We start from the raw sequence: 15,766 nt of genomic DNA on the forward strand, positions 1-15,766 counted from the left end.
TATTAAACCTTAATTCTTAATTAAGGTGTTTTTTAACGTCTGTGTATGGCAAGTCGAAAGCTTCTGCTACGGCTTTATATACCACATCACCTTTCACTACGTTCAAGCCAAGCTCAAGCTCTTTGTTGTCTTGACAAGCTTGTTTCCAGCCTTTGTTCGCCAATTGAATAGCGTAAGGAAGGGTAGCATTTGTAAGCGCGATAGTAGAAGTGTAAGGTACAGCACCTGGCATGTTCGCCACACAGTAGTGTACAATACCATCAATAATGAAAGTTGGGTCTTGGTGAGTAGTTGGTCTACAAGTTTCGATACATCCACCTTGATCCACAGCAACGTCAACCAATACGGTTCCTTGTTGCATATCTTTCAACATGTCTCTAGTGATCAAGTTTGGAGCTTTTGCACCTGGAATCAATACCGCACCAATGATCAAATCCATGTGAGGAATTAATTCTCTGATGTTCACTTCATTTGAATAACGAGTAACCACGTTAGCTGGCATTACATCGTTCAAATAACGAAGTCTATCAAGATTTACGTCCAAAATGGTTACCTGAGCACCAAGACCAGCAGCCATTTTAGCAGCTTGAGTTCCTACAATACCACCACCAATAACCAAAACTTTACCAGGGCTAACACCAGGAACACCGCCTAGCAATACTCCTTTACCCATAATTGGTTTCTCTAAGTACTTAGCACCTTGTTGAGTAGCCATTCTACCTGCAACTTCAGACATTGGAATCAAAAGAGGCAAAGAACGATCGGCTTTCTCTACAGTTTCGTAAGCCAAACAAACCGATTTGCTTTCAATCATAGCATTGGTCAATGGCTCATATGAAGCAAAGTGGAAGTAAGTGAAAAGCAATTGATCTTCTCTAATCAGCTTGTATTCTGGCTCAATCGGCTCTTTCACTTTCATGATCATTTCGGCAATACCGTAAACCTCCTCAATGGTAGGAAGGATTGTGGCACCTACTTCTTCATAAAGTTCATTAGGGAAACCGCTATTAAATCCGGCATTGTCCTGTACATAGACAGTGTGGCCACGCTTGATAAGTTCTAAAGCGCCACCTGGGGTTAAAGCAACCCTGTTTTCATTATTCTTAATTTCGATAGGTACACCAATAATCATGACTTGTGAATTTTAAACTGACTATCAATTTTTGTGGGCAAATATAGCAACCCATATCTCAAACGTTTGCAATCTTCAAAAAAAATCCTGCAACCCTTTTAAACATCTCAATGTTGTGAGTTAACGGAAGGTTAAAACATTGTTGGTAGCCTCTGATTTATATTGAAATTAAATTTTGACTTCTGGTGTTATTTAGAATATAATTTGTTTAAAACTAAAATTGATTTGTTTTTGTTTTGATTTTTAAGGTTGATAATACTGATCTCCAAATTTGATTCGTATTGCTAAAATTGTATTTTTGTTAACCTCGAATAAAAGGGTCTTTAAAAAATTAACTGTATAGAACGTGGGAGCAACGAAAACAGAGAAGAAATTGAACATTGCAATTGACGAAATTCTGAACGACTACCGTTTGGTTTGTGAGAGCCGAGAAGCGAGCCTTATGGGCCGCAAAGAGGTTTTTATGGGCAAAGCTAAGTTCGGGATTTTTGGAGATGGTAAGGAAGTGGCTCAAGTAGCTATGGCCAAAGCATTTCAAGATGGAGATTTTCGTTCTGGTTATTACAGAGACCAGACTTTTATGCTAGCCATTGGCCAGCTTACAATTCAAGAATACTTTGCACAACTATATGCGCATACCGATGTAGAGGCTGAACCAGCCAGCGGTGGACGATCAATGAACGGTCACTTCGGTAATCGTCTTTTGGATGAAAACGGCATGTGGAAGAAACAAACCTCGATGAAAAACTCGAGTGCAGATATTTCTCCAACGGCCGGTCAAATGCCACGTTTGGTAGGCCTTGCTTACGCTTCAAAACTTTACAGAGAAAATAAAGCTCTTCACGAATTCACGGATTTTTCTATCAAAGGAAACGAAGTGGCGTTTGGTACTATAGGAAATGCTTCCACTTCCGAAGGACCATTTTTTGAAGCCATGAATGCCATTGGTGTTTTACAAGTGCCTGTAGTAATGGCCGTTTGGGATGATGAGTATGGGATTTCAGTTTCAAAAGAATATCATACCACCAAAGAAAGTATTTCAGAGTTTTTGGCTGGTGCGCAGCGCACAAAGGATAAAAAAGGATTTGAAATATTTGTTGTTAAGGGTTGGGACTATTCGGCTTTAGTCGAAACTTTCAAAAAAGCAGCTCATTTGGCCAGAACGGAACATGTTCCAACTTTCGTTCATGTGGTTGAAATGACCCAGCCTCAGGGACACTCTACTTCAGGTTCTCACGAAAGATATAAGTCGAAAGAAAGACTTCAGTGGGAAGCCGAATTTGACTGTATCAAGAAGATGAAGGAGTGGATTCTTGATAACGAATTTGCCACCGAAGCTGAACTTGAAAAAATTGAAAGAGATGCTAAAGAAATGGCCAAAGAGGCCAAGTCGGCAGCTTGGGACGCTTTTATTGCAGATATTAAGGTAGAGCAAAGTGAGGCTATTTTGGCTATGGAAGCTTTGGCCGCACAGAGTAGCCTTGGTAGTGAAATCGTGCCTATCATCAATGAATTAAAGAAAACGATGAATCCAATTCATTTGGATTCGATTAGGGCAGCAAAAAGAGTATTGCGCTTAACCCGCTCAGAAAATTCAGAAGCAAGAACTGAATTGACGAATTGGTTAAAGGAAACCCTTGAGAAGAATGAGGAAAGATATAGCTCTCATTTGTTCAGCGAATCGGCCCATTCTCCGCTAAAAGTGGAAGAAGTTAAAGCTGAATATTCTGACGAATCCCCAACGGTGGACGGAAGAGAGGTGCTTCAAGCTTGTTTTGATGCGGCTCTTTCTCGTGATCCTCGAGTTTTTGCGATTGGCGAAGATGTTGGTAAAATCGGAGATGTAAATCAGGCTTTTGCGGGTCTTCAAGCTAAGCACGGAGAAATTCGAGTTACCGATACGGGAATTAGAGAGGCAACCATTATTGGTCAAGGAATTGGAGCCGCTTTACGTGGTTTGAGGCCAATCACTGAAATTCAGTATTTGGATTATCTATTGTACGCCATCCAAATTCTTTCCGATGATTTAGCTTGTTTGCATTATAGAACGGCTGGTGGTCAGAAGTCCCCATTGATCATTAGAACCCGCGGTCATAGATTGGAAGGTGTTTGGCATTCTGGATCCCCAATTGGTATGATTCTTAATAGCATCCGCGGAATCCACGTTCTGGTTCCTCGCAACATGACACAGGCTGCTGGTTTCTATAATACACTTCTTCAGTCAGACGATCCTGCGATTGTGATTGAATGCTTGAATGGCTATAGATTGAAAGAGCGTATTCCTGATAATATTGGTGAATTCACAGTTCCTTTAGGTGTTCCTGAAGTTCTGAGAGAAGGTTCTGATGTTACCATTGTTACATATGGTTCTATGTGCCGAATTGTAATGCAAGCTGCTGAAGAACTTGAAGAAGTGGGCATTTCGGTTGAAGTGATTGATGTGCAAACACTTTTGCCTTTCGATGTTCATCATTCTATCATTGATTCTATCAAGAAAACCAATCGAGTGATTTTCGCTGATGAAGATGTTCCTGGTGGAGCTTCAGCTTATATGATGCAGCAAGTAGTTGAAGAGCAAGGTGCTTACTTCCATTTGGATTCTCAGCCTGTCACTATTTCAGGGAAAGCGCATAGACCAGCTTACGCTTCTGATGGCGATTATTTCTCAAAACCAAGTGTTGAAACGGTATTTGATAAGACTTATGAACTGATGAGTGAGGTAGATCCAAACAGATTCCCTGCACTTTATTAAAGAATAGATTGTCATTCGAGAATTATCTCGGTGTCTGAAAAACAAAGGAGAGCTTCTAAAGGGCTCTCTTTTGTTTTTGAAAGGAAATTCTTTTATGCGCTGAAATGAGCAAGGAGTTGCTTGTAGAGTTTGTGCAAAGGCAATCCCATTACGTTATAGTAATCGCCTTCAATGCCCGCAATTCCAATCATGCCTATCCATTCCTGAATGCCGTAAGCTCCAGCTTTATCGAAAGGTTTGTAGCGTTTTATATAGTGCCAAATTTCTTCTTCGGAAAGCTTGGTAAAAGTCACTTTTGTGGTTTCCGAAAAACTGATCTGCTTTTGGGGGCTTTTTAAGCAAACACCCGTTACAACCTCGTGAGTATTGCCAGAAAGTGAACTAAGCATGGCAAAAGCTTCATCGGCATCCGAAGCTTTGTTGAGTATTTTTCCATGGTTTAAAACTGTGGTGTCAGATGTTATAAGAAGTTCGTTTTCGGTTAGTTCAAAAGCATTCGACTTCTTTACTGCTAGGTATTCAGCCACTTTATGAACCTCCATTTCTTCAGAAAATGACTCATCTACTTCTTTGGTTCTGATTTCGAAATCAACTTCCAGCGACTTTAATAGTTCTTGTCTTCTTGGCGATTTAGAAGCCAATATCAAATGGTAAGGTAAATTCATCTTCTTTGATTGATCCGAACAAATAACCGCTGATTACTTTAGGGTAAAAATAAGTGGATTTCTGAGGTAGAGTATACCCAGAATGACACACGCTTTTTACATCTTCCATGCTAATGTCTTGCGTAATAATGGCAAAGTTAGCTTCTCCAGAAATGGTTTTGGAAAGGCAGTTGGCAAAGTTTCTTTCGAACGACACCTTGTTCGAACTTCGCTGCTTTTTACCTGGAATCCCTAACGCTTTTTCAATGATGAAATAATGCATTACGGTTAAGTCTAAATCCTTAATGCTTTGGGGGAAATTCCAATGCATGGTTTTATGAACTTCCGGTTTCAGTCTGACTTTTACTGCTTCATCTCCGAATAGAAGGCCAAAAGCCCATTTCTTTCCTAGAATGATATCTGGGATATCGTTAGGGTTGTCAAGTGGTTTGATAATGAAATAGGGAGCAAGTTTTTCCAGTAATTCTGCTTTGCTAAACTTTTCCAGATTTGAAATCAGCCTATGCGTTGGGAGTATTCTCAAGTCGTCTGATTGCCCATTGGTCAGGTACATCAAATGATAATTGTAAGCTTCCTTCCCTGTATGATTTGGGTTTTCGGCCTTCATTTTCTCTTTGTAGAGCAAAGAGCCTTCGTATCGGTGATGTCCATCAGCCAAAATTACCTGCTGAGGTTTTAGTTTAGCGATGAACTTCTTGATGACCTCGTAATCATGGATTATGCTTAAAACATCTCTAACACCCTGATAATCTTCATTATCATATATAGGGTTCAGCATGCTTTCGTCCATGTATTTCTCCAGTTCAAAATCTTGGTCGAAATACAAACCGTGCGTAGGGCTCACATTCATTTGGCTTTGCTCTAGAATGTCGATTCTGTCATTTACACTGTGTGGCATCGTGTTTTCGTGCCTCAGAATATCTGAATCGCTGCGGTTCCAATCAGTAGCTTTAATAAAGGCAATAAAGCCTTTGCGGGTATATGGCCGGTTGCTGCCTGGTAAAGAAAAATGTTGGTAGTAAACATAAATAGCAGGGGCACCATCTTGTTTGATAATGCCCTTGCTTTTCCATTCTTCCATGGTTTCTTTCTGGCCCGAAATGCTTTTAGGAACAGAAAGATGAATGCTATTATATGGATTGTGATAAAGAGCCTCGCGCTGCTTGTCAGAAACTACATCGAACAGGGGAGAAGCTAAATCTTCAATCTGTTTTGATAGTTCTTTGTTGTAACGCCAGGCTTTGAAAGGTCTAATTTCTGCCATATTAATCCCTAACCCTAAGCTTCCATTTGCTAGAATTGGCTTCTGTTTTTACTTTAAGGCTATTGCTGCTTTTTTCGTTCACGGTAAGAGCCGCCAAAACCGCTGCAATATCGTGGTGTTCAGGGTTCAATTCTTGAAGCAATTCTGGTTTGAAGAATTTCTCCACAAATTTGGTGTCGAATTTCCCAGAGGTAAAAGCCTCATGTTGAATAGCGAATTCACAAAAATTGAGCGTGGTGCTAACCCCGGTGATTTGGTATTCCTGAATGGCTCTAACCATTCTTTCAATGGCTTCGGTTCTATCTTTTCCGTAAGTGATCAGCTTGGCGATCATCGGATCGTAGTAAATAGGAATGTCCATTCCTTCTTCAAAACCATCGTCTACTCTAACGCCAGGGCCTTTTGGAGTTTGATAAGTTGTTAATTTCCCAATATCTGGCAGAAAATTGTTGGTTGGGTCTTCTGCATAAACCCTAACTTCTAAGGCGTGGCCATTAATAGTCAGGTCCTCTTGCTTGAAACTTAGAGGATGGCCTTCGGCAATTTTGATTTGCTCCTTAACTAAGTCAATTCCTGTAATTTCTTCTGTTACAGGGTGTTCTACTTGAAGGCGTGTGTTCATTTCCAAGAAGTAGAAGTCAAGGTTTTCGTCTACAATAAACTCAACCGTTCCTGCTCCATAATAATCACAAGCTTTGGCTACACCTAAAGCAGCTTCGCCCATGGCCTTTCTTTTTTCTGGAGTTAGAATGGCAGAAGGAGCTTCTTCAATTACTTTTTGATGTCTTCTTTGAATAGAACATTCACGCTCAAAAAGGTATACCAAATTTCCATGCTGATCGCCAAGAACCTGAATTTCGATATGGCGCGGTGAAGTGATGAATTTTTCCACGAAAACAGAGCCATCTCCGAAGGCCGATTGAGCCTCACTAATAGCACGTTTCATTTGCTCTTCCAGTTCATCTGGATTTTCAACTACACGCATCCCTTTTCCGCCACCGCCAGCACTGGCTTTGATTAGCACAGGATAGCCTACTTGCTCTGCAATTTCTTTAGCCTCATTGGGGTCGGTAACAGAGTGGTTTACTCCAGGAACCATAGGGACGTCATAAGACGAAACTGCCTCTTTAGCAGCTAGTTTGTCTCCCATTACTTCAATGGCTTTTTGCGAAGGGCCAATGAAAATAATATCGTTTTCTTCAGCTTTTTTGGCAAAGCCAGCATTCTCTGAAAGAAAGCCGTAACCAGGGTGAATGGCGTCCACCGAAAGTTGTTTACAGGCTTCAATAATCTTGTCGCCCAAAAGGTATGATTGAGCCGAAGGAGGAGGGCCTACATTAACGGCTTCGTCAGCATATTTTACATGAGGTGAATTTCGATCGGCATCACTATAGATTGCAACAGTTTTAATGCCCATTTCGCGGGCCGTTCTCATAACCCTCAGCGCAATTTCTCCGCGGTTGGCTACAAGTATTTTTTCTATTTTCCTTATTTCCATTCCCATCTTATATTTCCATACAATGCTAGTTAATTATCTGCTAAATTCTAAGTCAGAAAGTATGATATATCCCTCTGAATTTTTGATAAATGGCGTATATAATATTATCTTTGCCCCTTTGTTTACTGTATTAGGTTATTCAATAAAAGGCTTAAGGAATTGGATCTATTTGAAAAGTTACTGGCCGACAGTGGCCCGTTAGGAAAACACTCCGAATTGTCAGAAGGGTACTTTATGTTCCCAAAACTGGAAGGTGAAATTGCCCCGAGAATGAAGTTCAAGGGCAAAGAAGTGTTAACGTGGAGTTTGAACAATTATCTAGGCCTAGGCAATTTGCCCGAAGTAAGGGAAGCAGACGCTAAAGCTGCTGCCGATTGGGGATTGGCCTATCCTATGGGTGCCAGAATGATGTCTGGTAACACTTCCTATCATGAAGAATTAGAAACTGGCTTGGCCAACTTTGTTGGAAAAGAAGCTGGTTACTTGTTAAACTTTGGATACCAAGGCGTACTTTCTATTATCGATGCTTTGGTGGACAGAAAGGATGTAATTGTATACGATGCTGAGTTGCACGCCTGTATCATTGACGGTGTAAGACTTCACATGGGTAAGCGTTTTGTTTTCCCTCATAACGATATCGAGAATTTAGAAAAGCAGCTTGAAAGAGCTACTAAACTTACCAATGAAACTGGTGGTGGAATTCTGGTAATTACCGAAGGTGTTTTCGGTATGACAGGAAACCTGGGTGCATTGAAGGAAATTGTTGAGTTGAAAAAGAAATTCAACTTCAGAATTCTTGTAGACGATGCTCATGGTTTTGGTACTATGGGACCAACTGGCGCTGGAACTCACGAGCACTTGGGTTGTCAAGATGGTATCGATATCTACTTCTCTACTTTTGCTAAATCAATGGCTGCTATTGGAGCTTTTGTAGCGGGAGATAAGGATATTATTCACTATTTAAAGTACAATATGAGATCTCAGATCTTTGCTAAGTCTTTGCCAATGCCATTTGTTATTGGTGGATTAAAAAGGCTTGAATTGATCAAGACTCAGTCAAAACATAGAGAAAATCTGTGGAAGATTGTAAATGCTCTTCAAGGTGGTTTGAAAGAGAAAGGTTTCAGTATTGGTACAACTCAATCTCCTGTAACTCCGGTTGTTCTTAATGGAACTGTAGGAGAAGCAGCTACAATGAGCCAGGACCTTAGAGAGAACTTTAACATCTTCTGTTCAGCAGTAATTTACCCTGTGGTTCCTAAAGGAATGATCATTTTGAGGTTAATTCCAACTGCAGCACATAGTTTAGAAGATGTTGAAGAAACTATTGCAGCATTTGAGGCCATCAAAGGGAAGCTTATGAGTGGCGAATACAAAAATGCAGAGTTGGCAACAGCTTTTGGTGAGTAAACCAAAAAAAAGTGCCCTGATTCTTGCAGATAGAGTATTTTGACTTAAATTGCTGACTAAACAAACATTTTTATCAACAACCTTAAAGCACAATAATATGAGCAGATTTAGCGAAGTAAAAAACTTGGTGGATTCTTTAGAGGCTGATTTCGAGAAGTTCTACGATAAAAAAAACCAAGCCGCTGGAACTAGAGTTAGAAAAGGAATGCAAGATCTTAAAAACCTTGCTCAAGAAATCCGTGTTGACGTTCAGAACATCAAAAACGAAGGATAATCAATTATCTTTTCAGATAAAATAAAGGCCAATCGAAAGATTGGCCTTTATTTTTTGCAGCAAGTTAAGCTTATAATAGCTTTTCGATTTTTTCTTGAAGCTCTTGAGAAGCGGCTAATAGGGGCATTCTCACATAATTAGCACAAATGCCTAATGCTTTTAACGCATGTTTTACACCTACTGGATTGCTTTCTGCGTACATCAATGGGTTGATTTCCAAGAGTTCAAAAGTAGCTTTAGCTGAAGCTTCAAAGTCGCCAGAAAGCGCTGAACTAGTCATAGTTTTGAATGTTTTAGGAAAAGCATTCGCCAAAACGGAAATTACCCCAACAGCTCCGAATGACATCATTGAAGTGGTGAGAAGATCATCTCCAGAAATCAGTTGAAAACCTTCAGGTGCATTTTTAGCAATCTCCATGCACTGAACAACATCTCCAGAAGCTTCCTTGATCGCTACAATATTTTTGTGCTCTGCAAGCCTTAAAGTCGTTTTTGCAGAGATGTTAGACTGAGTTCTGCCTGGTACATTGTAGAGGATCACAGGAATAGGAGAAGCATCTGCAATCGCAACAAAATGATGATAAATGCCCTCTTGGCTAGGTTTATTGTAATATGGACTTACGGAAAGTAAGGCACTCACTCCATTTAAATCAGTTGATTTAATGCTGTCAATAACTGCTTGTGTATGATTACTCCCGATACCGTATACAATCGGAAGTTGCTTGGTGTTATTGGCTTTCACAAAGGCCAAGATATCGGCCTTTTCTTGGGTAGAAGTGGTGGCTGATTCTCCTGTTGTGCCTTGTACTACATAGTAATCAACTCCTTTGGCCGTGTGTTCGAGTAGTTTTTTAAGGCCGTTGTAATCTACGCTTAAGTCTTGTGAAAAGGGGGTGATTAACGCAACTCCAGTTCCTTTCAATTCTTCCATATATTTCTATTTCAATGCGTTTACGTAAATAAGCATTTGATCGGTTAAGCTGCTGAAACCAGCGCTTTCATTGATTTTTATCATCAAATCATAAATGCCTTCTCCTGAATCGGAATGATGGCCGATTTTCCAATGAGCTTTAGAATTAACGATTACGGACTTTGTAATCTCGTTTAATTTGAAGTCCAAATGGAAGAGGTAATCGAAGTCTTTATTGATGAAAGATAGTACCGCTTCAGAAGTAATTTTGCCAAACATGCTTAAATCGGCTTTCGAAAATGCTGGGTTTTCAGTGGCTAAAACGGCTCGTTTGTCAGGGCTGAAACAAAGCATTTCTACGCTCTTTCCATTCATTGAGGCAGCAAAATCAGTAATTAGCGATTCTTTTGATTCGCCTTCCCATGAATACAAAATCCCGATTCTTTCTGCTTGGGCAAATGACTTAAACGATGAATTTCTATTTGATGCAGCAGCCTTTTTATTAGCGGCCGAAAGTATTTTCTTTCCAAATATTGACATTAGGCTGAGATCATATTGATGAATTCTTCTTCGGAAATAATTTTTATTCCCAGCTTGGTGGCTTTTTCTAATTTAGAAGGCCCCATTTTGTCTCCTGCAACTAAGAAATCAAGCTTTTTGCTTATAGAAGAAACAACTTTCCCTCCGTTAGCTTTAATTTTTTCTTGAAGCTCTTCTCTTGAGAATTGGCTAAAGACGCCCGAAATAACAAAGGTTTTTTCAGTCAACAAACTACTTTCAGCAGCCACCTCTTTTATTGCGCTTTCCATTTGAACTCCTGCGGCCTTCAGCTTATCAACAATAGCTAGATTTTCTTCATGCTGAAAGAACTCAATAACGCTTTGAGCTATTCTATCACCAATTTCATCCACAGAGATTAAGGTTTCGAAATCGGCTTTTGCCAAATTGTCGATGGTTTTAAAATGAGCTGCTAATTTTTCAGCAACCGTTTTGCCGACATAGCGAATGCCCAAGCCAAACAATACTCTTTCAAAAGGAACCTCTTTTGAATTTTCTATGGCCTTGATAATATTTCCTGCTGATTTTTCGCGAAGACTTCGAATGGTATAATCACCCTTCTTTTCAGAATATATCTTGAATTCTAAACCATTTAAGTGCTCAAAAGTGAGGCTGTATAAATCAGCATAGTTTTCGATCAACTCATTTTGAAGAAGGCCGCGGATGGTTTCAGGCCCTAAAGAATCAATATCTACAGCTTTTCTTTGAATGAAATGCTCAATTCTTCCTAGTACTTGTGGAGGACAAGTTTCGCTGTTTGGGCAGTAATGAGCAGCTTCGCCTTCCTGACGAATTAATTCGGTTCCGCATTCAGGGCATTGACTAATGTATTCCACAGGTTGACTGTCTGGATTACGAAGCTCCAAATTGACAGCGGTTACCTTAGGGATAATTTCGCCTCCCTTTTCAACGAATACGGTATCACCAATTCTTAAATCTAATCGGGCTATTTCATTAGCATTGTGGAGTGAAGCTCGTTTAACGGTGGTTCCCGCCAATAATACGGGGCTCAAATTAGCTACTGGCGTTACGGCTCCCGTTCGCCCTACTTGATAAGAAATGCTTTCTAAAACTGTGGCAGCACTTTCTGCCTTATACTTATAGCTAATTGCCCAACGTGGGCTTTTGGCCGTAAAACCAAGTTGTTCCTGTTGTTGGAGACTGTTGACTTTAATTACAATCCCGTCTGTTTCAACAGGAAGGTTGTGGCGTTCTTCTTCCCAATCATGAATATATTTGAGCACCTCCTGAATGTTTGCACATTTTTTATAGGTAGGAGATACGTTGAAACCCCATGAAGCAATTTTCTGAATGGCTTCCTCGTGAGTAGAAACATTCAAATTTTCCCCAAGAAGAGCATAGAGATAGCAGTCTAGCTTTCGGGAAGCTACAACCGATGAATCTTGCATTTTTAAAGTGCCCGAAGCCGCATTTCTTGGGTTGGCCAAAAGGTCGAGGCCAATATCTTCGCGTTCGGCATTTACTCTTTGAAATTCTTTTATGGGGAAGAAGGCTTCTCCTCGAACTTCAAACTCAGCTGGTACATCGCCTTTCAATCTTAAAGGGATTGTTCTTATGGTTTTTGCATTGGTGGTAATGTCATCACCTTGAGTGCCATCTCCCCTGGTAACGGCTCTTTTCAATAGCCCGTTTTCGTAAGTAAGGCTCAGGGCAACTCCATCAAATTTAAGCTCACAAAGGTACTCGTAGGTTTGTCCTTCCAGTCCTTTGGCTACTCGGTTGTCAAAGTCTATAAGGTCTTCTTCGGAATATGTGTTTCCCAATGAAAGCATGGGGTATTTGTGAACCACAGTTTCAAAATCCTTGGTGATTGTGCCGCCAACTCGTTGAGAAGGAGAGTCTACCGCCTTGAATTCAGGGAATTCATTTTCCAGTTTTATCAGTTTTGCCAATAGTTGATCGAACTCGAAATCGCTGATTTCTGATTGGCTCTGTTGATAGTAAAGCTCATTGTGATGGTTAATCTGTTCGGTCAGATTTTTTATTTCTGCCTGCGCTTGGGCTGGAGTCATTTTCTCAAACTTTTAAATTACTCAAGGTTTTCGAGGGAATCGTTAAGGGCTTCTTCCGTATTTTTAAGCCTGGTTTTGCAGTCTTTTATTAGTGCTGAAGCTTCTTTCACAAGTCCAGAAAGATCGTCAATATCTGGCTGTTGATTTTCAATGATATCAACGATTTCCTCTATTCTCTCTAATGATTGTTTATAGCTGAGTTTCTTCTTGCTCATGGCTGACGGTTTTCACGGTACTTACGATTTTGTATTGGCTGGTGATGGTTTCTAATTCATCGCCTTCTTCAATTTTCTGATTTTGAGTGATGGATTTTCCATTCTTCAAAGTCATTGAATATCCTCTTTTTAAAATTGATTCTGGGCGGAGCAATTCAAGCTGTTTTTCCAGATAAGTCAATCTTTTCTCCGCTTCTTTGAGTTTATGACTTTTTGCTTTAATAAGAGGAACCTCAAAGTTATCGACTTTTCTGTTTTCTGATCTGAAAAATTCATGGGTGGAATATTTCAGTTTTAATTCATGAGTAGAAAGCGTTCTCTCGCCTTGATAAACCACTTCTTTCAGAACGGATTTTAATTGATGGCCAAGGTTGTTTATATCGTAGTTGGCCTGTTGAATAATGAGGCTTCCTTGTTTCTCTAAATAATAGGCCATTTCGTTTAGCCTTTCTTCAAATCGCTCTAATCCGTTAATTAAAAATTCAGCTACTGCTGTCGGTGTTTTCATTTTGGTATTGGCCACCAAATCAGCAATGGTTTCGTCCCTTTCATGGCCAATGCCAGTGATAATGGGCAGAGGAAATTGGGCAATGTGAGAGGCTAGATCATAATCGTCAAAACAATCTAAATCCACTTGAGAACCACCCCCCCTGATGAGAACCACCATATCAAATTCATCCATTCTTTCGTGGATTTGGTGAAGCACTTCTATTATGAATTTTGGTGCTTGATCGCCTTGCATTAACGTTTGAAAAAGCTCTGTGTGAAAAACATATCCATGCGGGTTTTGCTTGATCTGATTCATGAAATCACCATAACCTGCGGCTGTTTCCGAACTTATAACGGCTATTTTTTGAGGCACAAAGGGTAAAGGGACTTCCTTGTTTAAGTCAAAAATGCCATCCTCTTGCAATTGCTGAATGATCTCTTGCTTCTTTCTCGCCCTTTCACCCAAAGTGAAATTTGGGTCAATATCTTTTATGTTTATGCTCATGCCGTACAGTTCGTGATACTGCACATTAGCATTGAAAAGGACTTTTATGCCTGGTTGAAGTGGCGTATGGGTTATAGCTTCGAACCAGCCACTTAGGTTTCTGTAGGTGTAAGCCCAAATGTTGGCTCTAATTTTTGCAGAAACAAAGTTGCCTTCTTTTTCTACCAACTCCATATAACAATGGCCTTTGGCGTTCAATCTCATTTCGCTGATTTCGGCCACAACCCAATAAGAAGGTTCTAGATTCTTCTCTAATTCGGATTTGATCAGGCTGGTGAGTTCGAACAGGGACAGGTAAGTCATAAGGTGCAAATTACATGAATGCATTTGGCTATCAAACGCCCTGAAATGAAAAATCCTGCCGAAGCAGGATTCCATTTCAATGTTTTTGTAAGCTATTTATCGGGTTCTTTGTCGTCATGTTTATGATCATCACCCAAGCGCTTCATCAATGATCTTCGGAAGTCGCTGTCGAGCCTAATTACGGCCCAAACCTGATAGCGATTCAGTACTTTGGAGAATTCTTTCAGATACTTTTTCTCAAGATCTAATTCACCTTGTTTTTGTTCCAAGTAGTAATCCAGCATTCTAGCAGCATCCTCATCGTTCATGTTTTTATATCCTTTGGGGCCTGCTAGCTCATGCCTTTTCTTATTATACTCTTCAACAAGTTCCTTTTTCTTTTTATCATACTCGTTGAATACCGGCCAAAATTCTTTGGCTTGTTCTACTGTTAAATCAAGCCTATTTGAAAGATAGGCAACGCGCGCAGTTTCAAACTTTCTTCTTTCTTCTTCCGAAGGTGGCCTGTCTTGGGCAATTGCCGGAAGGTAAAGGCAGAGTATAAAAGCTATAAATAAGAGCTTTTTCATCATTTTCTTAATAGTCGTAATATTCAAAATCGTACTCAAGTTCAGGGTTGTCATTTAATGCCATACTGAAGTTTGAGGCCTCATCGGTGAGTATAATTTCCAAAGCATTATCGAGTCCTTCAGCGGAAGAAAGCATATCATACTGCAAAGCTTGTTGTTCTTCCAAATAACTGATGATGGCGTCATCAGAAAGGCCTGCCAATGCTTTTTCTTCGTCATTCATCTTTTCAGGAAGTGCGAAGTAAGCGGCAACTAAAAGAAGAACAGCGGCTGCATATCTAACCCATTGCTGTCTAAAAATTGGAATGACTTTGGTTTCTTCTTTAACCTGCTCATTAATCTTCGATTGAAGCTGGTTAAAATATCCCTCGGGTGTGGTGAAAACGTTCTGTTTTAAATGAGGGTCGCTCAATAATGGGCTGTTTTCAGTTTCGATTCGAGCTTTAATTTTCTCTTCAAAACTTTCAAAATAGCCTTCTGGAGCCTTAAAAATCGACTTTTTAAGGTTTTCGTCATTGAGTTTATTATGTAATGCTTTATCGGACATTGATCATTTGATTATCAAAGGGTTGTAAGGTTTAGTCTTCTGATAAATACTCTTCAATTTTTTTTACGGCTAAGTGGTAGTTAGCTTTTAATCCGCCTACACTCGTGCCTGTGATTTCTGAAATCTCTTCATATTTCAAATCGTCAAAGTATTTCATGTTGAAAACCATTCTTTGTTTTTCTGGAAGGGTTAAAAGGGCTTTCTGCAGCTTTAATTGAATTTCATCACCATCGATGTACGAAGCGCTAGTCAGTTTATTTTCAAGGTCGTTGTTAACCTCGTCAATAGACCAAGCTTGTTTTCTTTGCTTTCTTTTTAGGAAGGTGAGGGCTTCGTTCGTGGCGATGCGATAAATCCAGGTATATAGCTGAGAGGCTTCTCTAAAACCATCCAGATTCTTGTAAATCTTAATAAATACCTCTTGAATTACATCATCAGTATCGTCATGATCGATCACGATTTTTCGAATATGCCAATAAATCCGCTGTTGGTACTTCTGAAGCAATTCATTGAATGCTTTGCTCTTGGTGGCGGAATTTTTAAAGCCTTCTATTATCTGATGATCTTCCAAAAACTGATTTCTTTTCGGTCTTATTAGATTTTACCCATGGTGAAGGGTTTAATGGAAATATAGTTTGTTTA

At 39.9% G+C, this 15,766-nt stretch carries 15 protein-coding genes; 3 read left to right on the top strand and 12 right to left on the bottom strand.

What is annotated here, in order from left to right:
• Nucleotides 1–16 precede the first annotated feature (16 nt).
• Nucleotides 17–1,132, bottom strand: a complete 1,116-nt coding sequence (gene ald / locus ACXACJ_RS02870) for an alanine dehydrogenase (protein ID WP_475132761.1) — start codon at nt 1,130–1,132, stop codon at nt 17–19.
• A gap of 346 nt (nt 1,133–1,478) precedes the next feature.
• Between ald and ACXACJ_RS02875 the strand changes: the two genes are divergently transcribed.
• Nucleotides 1,479–3,884, top strand: a complete 2,406-nt coding sequence (locus ACXACJ_RS02875) for a thiamine pyrophosphate-dependent enzyme (RefSeq protein ID WP_475132762.1) — start codon at nt 1,479–1,481, stop codon at nt 3,882–3,884.
• Between the two features lie 92 nt (nt 3,885–3,976).
• On the opposite strand, the gene ACXACJ_RS02880 is transcribed toward ACXACJ_RS02875, so the two are convergent.
• The 3 genes from ACXACJ_RS02880 to accC are packed head-to-tail and all read right to left on the bottom strand — an operon-like array spanning nt 3,977 to nt 7,305.
• Nucleotides 3,977–4,549, bottom strand: a complete 573-nt coding sequence (locus tag ACXACJ_RS02880) for a Maf family nucleotide pyrophosphatase (protein WP_475132763.1) — start codon at nt 4,547–4,549, stop codon at nt 3,977–3,979.
• Nucleotides 4,515–5,813 carry a DUF1015 domain-containing protein gene (locus ACXACJ_RS02885; RefSeq protein WP_475132764.1) on the bottom strand — a complete coding sequence of 433 codons (1,299 nt, stop codon included), beginning with the start codon at nt 5,811–5,813 and terminating at the stop codon, nt 4,515–4,517. Before ACXACJ_RS02885 ends, ACXACJ_RS02880 begins: the two co-directional genes overlap by 35 nt.
• Nucleotide 5,814: 1 nt before the next feature.
• Complete coding sequence (accC, locus tag ACXACJ_RS02890) at nt 5,815–7,305, bottom strand: acetyl-CoA carboxylase biotin carboxylase subunit (protein WP_475135067.1); 1,491 nt, start codon at nt 7,303–7,305, stop codon at nt 5,815–5,817.
• A 165-nt stretch (nt 7,306–7,470) separates the two neighbouring features.
• Here accC and ACXACJ_RS02895 point away from each other — a divergent pair, with 165 nt between their 5' ends.
• The gene (locus ACXACJ_RS02895) at nt 7,471–8,721 is read left to right on the top strand and encodes an aminotransferase class I/II-fold pyridoxal phosphate-dependent enzyme (protein WP_475132765.1); all 1,251 of its coding nucleotides are present in this window, start codon (nt 7,471–7,473) and stop codon (nt 8,719–8,721) included.
• A 97-nt stretch (nt 8,722–8,818) separates the two neighbouring features.
• Complete coding sequence (locus tag ACXACJ_RS02900; protein ID WP_475132766.1) at nt 8,819–8,995, top strand: histone H1; 177 nt, start codon at nt 8,819–8,821, stop codon at nt 8,993–8,995.
• A gap of 70 nt (nt 8,996–9,065) precedes the next feature.
• Here the strand turns inward: ACXACJ_RS02900 and dapA are convergent, their stop codons facing one another.
• The 8 genes from dapA to ACXACJ_RS02940 all read right to left on the bottom strand — a co-directional run bounded on the left by dapA (nt 9,066) and on the right by ACXACJ_RS02940 (nt 15,695).
• A complete protein-coding gene (gene dapA / locus ACXACJ_RS02905) occupies nt 9,066–9,926 on the bottom strand; it encodes a 4-hydroxy-tetrahydrodipicolinate synthase (RefSeq protein WP_475132767.1) in 861 nt (286 codons plus the stop codon).
• A 6-nt stretch (nt 9,927–9,932) separates the two neighbouring features.
• A complete protein-coding gene (locus tag ACXACJ_RS02910; protein WP_475132768.1) occupies nt 9,933–10,445 on the bottom strand; it encodes a DUF6913 domain-containing protein in 513 nt (170 codons plus the stop codon).
• The gene (ligA, locus tag ACXACJ_RS02915) at nt 10,445–12,496 is read right to left on the bottom strand and encodes an NAD-dependent DNA ligase LigA (protein WP_475132769.1); all 2,052 of its coding nucleotides are present in this window, start codon (nt 12,494–12,496) and stop codon (nt 10,445–10,447) included. Before ligA ends, ACXACJ_RS02910 begins: the two co-directional genes overlap by 1 nt.
• Nucleotides 12,497–12,513: 17 nt before the next feature.
• The gene (gene xseB, locus ACXACJ_RS02920; RefSeq protein WP_475132770.1) at nt 12,514–12,711 is read right to left on the bottom strand and encodes an exodeoxyribonuclease VII small subunit; all 198 of its coding nucleotides are present in this window, start codon (nt 12,709–12,711) and stop codon (nt 12,514–12,516) included.
• Entirely contained in the window at nt 12,686–14,008 is a 1,323-nt protein-coding gene (gene xseA, locus ACXACJ_RS02925) for an exodeoxyribonuclease VII large subunit (RefSeq protein ID WP_475132771.1), read from the bottom strand. The genes xseB and xseA overlap by 26 nt, the downstream gene beginning before the upstream one ends.
• 92 nt (nt 14,009–14,100) lie before the next feature.
• The gene (locus tag ACXACJ_RS02930; RefSeq protein WP_475132772.1) at nt 14,101–14,580 is read right to left on the bottom strand and encodes a hypothetical protein; all 480 of its coding nucleotides are present in this window, start codon (nt 14,578–14,580) and stop codon (nt 14,101–14,103) included.
• Between the two features lie 4 nt (nt 14,581–14,584).
• Complete coding sequence (locus tag ACXACJ_RS02935; protein WP_475132773.1) at nt 14,585–15,124, bottom strand: hypothetical protein; 540 nt, start codon at nt 15,122–15,124, stop codon at nt 14,585–14,587.
• A gap of 31 nt (nt 15,125–15,155) precedes the next feature.
• Complete coding sequence (locus ACXACJ_RS02940; RefSeq protein ID WP_475132774.1) at nt 15,156–15,695, bottom strand: RNA polymerase sigma factor; 540 nt, start codon at nt 15,693–15,695, stop codon at nt 15,156–15,158.
• Between the last annotated feature and the right edge of the window lie 71 nt (nt 15,696–15,766).

The sequence above is a fragment of the Roseivirga sp. AWQ4_251 genome, assembly GCF_056158225.1.